This window comes from Pantoea sp. CTOTU46764, from assembly GCF_031974595.1.
Taxonomy (GTDB): Bacteria; Pseudomonadota; Gammaproteobacteria; order Enterobacterales; family Enterobacteriaceae; genus Pantoea; species Pantoea trifolii.
The window spans coordinates 1-4,833 of sequence record NZ_DALYOQ010000121.1 but is presented as its reverse complement, the minus strand read 5'-3'; the positions used below and the strand labels follow the sequence as shown (position 1 = coordinate 4,833).

The following is a 4,833-nucleotide window of genomic DNA, read 5'->3' as shown; positions in this document are numbered from 1 at the left end:
CATCCAGCGCGGTGGTCGGTTCATCGGCGATCAATAAGGTTGGCGTGCCGGCCAGCGCGGTAGCGATTAACGCACGCTGGCGCTGGCCGCCCGAAAGCTGATGCGGATAGCGTTCGAGGCGGCTTTCGGCATCGTGAATGCCCGCCGCCTTCAGCAGTTCAATGCTTTTGTCCTGCAAATGGCCGCGATGACCGGCAGCGCTTAGCGCATCACTCAGCTGCTGACCAATGCGGCGCAGCGGATCGAGCGATACCAGCGCGTCCTGCAACACATAGCCAATGCGGCGACCGCGCAGCGCACGCCAGTCGCTGCGGCTGGCGTGGCGCATATCGCGGCCATCGATGGTGAAACGGTCGGCGGTTAACACCGCGCCTTCCGGCAGCAGGCCAAGCAGGCTGCGCGCGGTCAGGGTTTTGCCGGAACCGGATTCCCCGACCAGCGCCACCGATTCGCCCGCCGCGACCTGCAGGTTGAGGTTTTTCACCACCTGCTGCGGCCCGAAACGGATTGAGAGATTCTGGATATCAATAAATGGCTGGCTCATTCAGATCGTCCTTCAAAACGTGCCTGCCAGTAACGCCCGAGCGTATTCACCGCAATCACCGTCAGCGTAATAAACACGCCCGGCCACACGGCGATCCACCACGCGTTACGCAGATAGTTGCGTCCTTCCGCCAGCATCAGGCCCCATTCGGCGGTCGGCGGCTGCGGCCCCATGCCGAGGAAACTCAATCCGGCGGTGCCGATAATCGCGGTGCCGAGCCCCAGCGTGGCCAGCGCCGGCACCTGCGCAATGGCGTGCGGCAGGATGTGACGCGTAATCAGCGTGAAACGCGACAGGCCAAAGGTGCGCGCCTGCTCAACGTAGCCGGAGGTCATCACGCTGTAAGTTTGTGCCCGCACCACGCGGGCAAAACGCGGCACCGACGCGACGCCGAGCGCGATAATCAGGTTGTTGGTGCCGGGCCCGGTAAAGGCGATCAGCATCAGCGCCAGCAGCAGATCGGGAAAGGCGGAAATCACGTCCACCGCGCGGCTCAGCAGCTCATCCACCACGCCGCGCGCCAGCGCCGCCACCAATCCCAGCAAGGTGCCTAACACCACCGCTAGCGCCATCGCCGCCACGCTGATCAAAAGCGAATAGCGGCTGCCGTAGATCACGCGCGTCAGCAGATCGCGTCCCAGCTGATCGGTGCCCAGCCAGTGCTGCGCCGACGGCGGAAGCTGCGCGTTAACCGGATCGGCCAGCAGCGGATCGCTGTGCGCCAGCCACTGCGGGGCGATCACCGCGATAGCCAATACAATGAGAAACAGAATCGCCGCCCACACCGCAGCAGGCAGCGCAACAGGAAGACGTTGCAGCGCGGCAATCATGATTTGCTCTCCCCGCGCAGACGCGGATCAATCCACAGCGACAGGATGTCAACCAGGGTGCTCATCACCACGTAGATCAGCGCCGAGAGAATCGCCACCGCCAGCACCACCGGCAGATCCTGCGCCAACACCGCATCGACGGTGAGTTTGCCGAGGCCGGGACGACCAAATACCTGTTCGGTGATCACCGCGCCACTCAGCAATCCGCCCACCAGCCAACCGGTCAAAGTCACCGCTGGCAACGCCGCATGACGCAACGCGTGGCGCAGACGAATAGTGGTTTCCCCCACGCCCCACGCGCGCAACGTCAGGGTGAATGGCGCATCCAACGCGCGCTCCAGTTCACGGCGCAGCAGTTGCGCGATCACCGCGCCCTGCGCCAGACCGAGCGCCAGCGCCGGTAGCACCAGCGACGACAGCGAGCGATCGCCCGCCACCGGGAACCAGCGCAGCGTGAAGCTGAAAATAAACAGCAGCACGATGCCCATCCAGAAAGAGGGCGTGGACGCCAGCAGCAGTTCCACGCTGTTAGCCACGCGGCGACCAATGCGACGATGCGCGGTGCCGACGGCAATCACCAGCGCAAAGATGATGCTGACCAGCAGCGCCGCCAGCGTCAGTTTGATGGTGGGCCACAGCTGCGTGGCCAGCAGATGGCTGACTTCGGTGTTGAGCATGTAAGAACGGCCAAAATCGCCGTGCAGCACGCGCCACATATAGTGCAGATATTGCCACCACAGCGGTTCGTTCAGGCCCCATTCAGCGCGAATCGCCGCCTCAATCGCGGGTGTGCGCAGCTGCTCACCGATCAGCAGGCTGACGATATCGCCCGGCGCCAGATGCACGCCGAGAAAGGCCAGCGATACCGCCGCGCACAGCACCAGTACGCCGCCCAGCAGACGGCTGACGATGCGGCGCGTCAGGTCGCTGCGCCACACCGATGGCCGACGCGCGCGTGGCGTGCGGGTGACAATGCTTTCCAGACTCATCTTCGCCTCCTGATTAGTGGTCGCTGAGCCAGATGTCGTACGCGTTCTCCGGCATCTGTTTAAAACTGCGGAAACCGGCACCGTGCACGTAGCTGGCGGTGGCGATCTGGTCTTCGGGTTCATACAGCGGGATCGCCAGCGCCTGCTGTGGCAGCGCGTATTGCTGCAGCTGGCTGTAGAATTTACGGCGCTGATTGATATCCAGCGTCGCTGCCGCCTGGTCGAGCCATCCGTTGATTTGCGCGCTGTTGACGCGGCTGTAGTTAATCGGCCCGCCGACTTTCACCGGGCGATAGTGGTTTTCAATATCGATGCCGTCGGTTTCGGTGTTCGAGTTAGCAATCGAGCCAAAGTGGCCGGTGTTACGCACGTCGGTATAGGTGCCAGAATCGACGTAGCGCAGTTTGAGGTCCACGCCGAGACGCTGGCGCGCCTGCGCCTGAACCGCCTGCAGCAGCACATCGCGCTGATCGCGCACCGTTGCCTGCGCCTGAATCACCTCAATGCTCAAACGTTGGCCCTCTTTAGAGCGGAAACCGTCGCTGTCGCGCGTTTGCCAGCCCGCTTCGTCCAGCAGTTGGTTGGCGGCGGCGGGATTGTTACCGTACTGACCGTCAAGATCGTTGTTATAGAGCGGATCGACCGGCGAGGTAATGCCCCACGCGCGGGTGCGTTCACCGCGATACACCGACTTGAGTAGCGGATCGATGTCCAATCCCTGCAACAATGCCTGACGCACCTTCACATCCTGCGTCGGGCCGTATTCCACGTTGAGGAACAGCGAATAGGGCGTGCCGGTATTCAGCGCGTGCTGATAAGTGAAGTCGGGATTGTCTTTGAACTCGCCCGCGTCATTGCCAGAAATGCCTTCAATCGCGTCCAACTGACCGGACAACAGCGCGCCGGTGCGCACCGAGGATTCAGGCAGGAAGCGATAGGTGACGCGTTCGAGATATGCCGGACCTTGATGTTTGGCGGTGTCGGGCGCCCAGTTGTAGTGCGGATTGCGCACCAACGTCACCTGCTGACCTTTCTCGTAGCTCTCGATAATAAATGGCCCGGTGCCGGCAATCTCTTTGCCGCCCGCTTTCAGCTGCGGTGAGTTCCAGCTGGCCGGCGCCAGAATCTGCAATTTGGCGGCGAACGACAGGAACGGCGAATAGCCCTGCTTCAGCGTGATGGTGACGGTGTGATCGTCCGGCGTCGCCACGTTGGCAATGCGCGCGCCCAGGGCGCAGATGCTGCTGCCGGCGCAATACTTCGCATCCTGCACATGGCGGAAATTCTCGGCCACCGCGTTGGCATCCAGCTTCTCGCCGTTGGAGAAGGTGACATCGCGGCGCAGGCTAAAGCGATACGTTTTACCGTCAGTGCTGACTTCATAACTTTCTGCCAGCCAGGGTACGAAACTGCCGTCGGTACGGCGCGCCAGCAGCGATTCCCACACGTTGCGCAGCGTCACTTCCGCTTTGGATTGCCCGTTCAGCTGCGGGTTAAAGGGTACAGGTTCGGTTTCGACGCCAAAGGTTAAGTTGCCGCCGCTGCGCGGTTGCTCAGCGGCGAAAAGTGATGCGCTTCCCAGCAGGCAGGTGACACCCAGCGCGAGAGTGATTGAATTCGCTTTCATAAGATCCTTGGTGGTTGCAGGTGCTTTTTTAGTTGTTCAGGCGATTTTGGCGATGGGTTGATCGGCTGGCGGGTTGAATTCCTTTTTCAGAAACACCAGCGCTTCGCCTAATGGATTGGTGCGGTGATGAAACGGTTGATAACCGCGACGCAGATAAAGCTCGCTCAGCCACGGATGCTTGATGGCGGTGGCGAGATAGACGCCCGGCGCTTTCAGCGTCTCTTTCAGCAGGGTTTCTTCGGCGTAAGTGATGATGTCGCGGCCAAAGCCCTGCCCTTTGTAATCAGGATCGACGGCGAACCAGTGGATAAACGGCAGCGACGAAGGTGCATGTTCATCCTGCTGCCACGGAAAACGCACCGTGACGGTCGCCACCGCGCGTTTCCATTTGCGCAGCACCAGCACGGTTTCCTGCTCGATGACGCGGCGCACCTGCTCGACGTTGCCCTGTGAAATAGTGAAATGCACATCCAGCGCCACCAGCGCAGCATAGGCGCGTTGCAACAGCGCAAATATTTCTTCCGCATCGTCGGGCTTGGCAACTTCAATTAGCTGACTCATGGTGACCGTTTCCTTATTCAATCCTGCCGAAAGTATTAAAATCCGGCGGATTAAAGTAAACCGAGAATAACGGCAATCGATTTGTTGAATATGGGAAATGGTATTTTATGACGAGGCAATAATCCGCACGGAAATAACCATCGCGTAGGGTCGCCATTAATGGCGACCGTTGGGTGTCAGCGTGAAAGTCTGGTCGCCATTAATGACGTAATGCTTGTCAGTTAAGAAAATGTTTTGCTTTAAATTTGCTGCGGGCTCTGACACATCTGCTGCGTCACGGGC

Annotated in this window: 5 protein-coding genes; all 5 read right to left on the bottom strand. The window is 60.5% G+C overall.

The annotated features are described in order from the left end of the window. Positions 1 to 544: ATP-binding cassette domain-containing protein (locus tag RTM06_RS22600; protein ID WP_312184784.1), on the bottom strand; the 544-nt coding region annotated here is incomplete at its 3' end. Then, positions 541 to 1,374, bottom strand: a complete 834-nt coding sequence (locus RTM06_RS22595; protein ID WP_312184783.1) for an ABC transporter permease — start codon at positions 1,372 to 1,374, stop codon at positions 541 to 543. The genes RTM06_RS22600 and RTM06_RS22595, both read right to left, overlap by 4 nt. Next, complete coding sequence (locus RTM06_RS22590; RefSeq protein ID WP_312184782.1) at positions 1,371 to 2,363, bottom strand: ABC transporter permease; 993 nt, start codon at positions 2,361 to 2,363, stop codon at positions 1,371 to 1,373. Before RTM06_RS22590 ends, RTM06_RS22595 begins: the two co-directional genes overlap by 4 nt. A gap of 13 nt (positions 2,364 to 2,376) precedes the next feature. Next, positions 2,377 to 3,990 carry an ABC transporter substrate-binding protein gene (locus RTM06_RS22585; RefSeq protein ID WP_312184781.1) on the bottom strand — a complete coding sequence of 538 codons (1,614 nt, stop codon included), beginning with the start codon at positions 3,988 to 3,990 and terminating at the stop codon, positions 2,377 to 2,379. Between the two features lie 36 nt (positions 3,991 to 4,026). After that, positions 4,027 to 4,551, bottom strand: a complete 525-nt coding sequence (locus RTM06_RS22580) for a GNAT family N-acetyltransferase (RefSeq protein WP_312184780.1) — start codon at positions 4,549 to 4,551, stop codon at positions 4,027 to 4,029. Between the last annotated feature and the right edge of the window lie 282 nt (positions 4,552 to 4,833).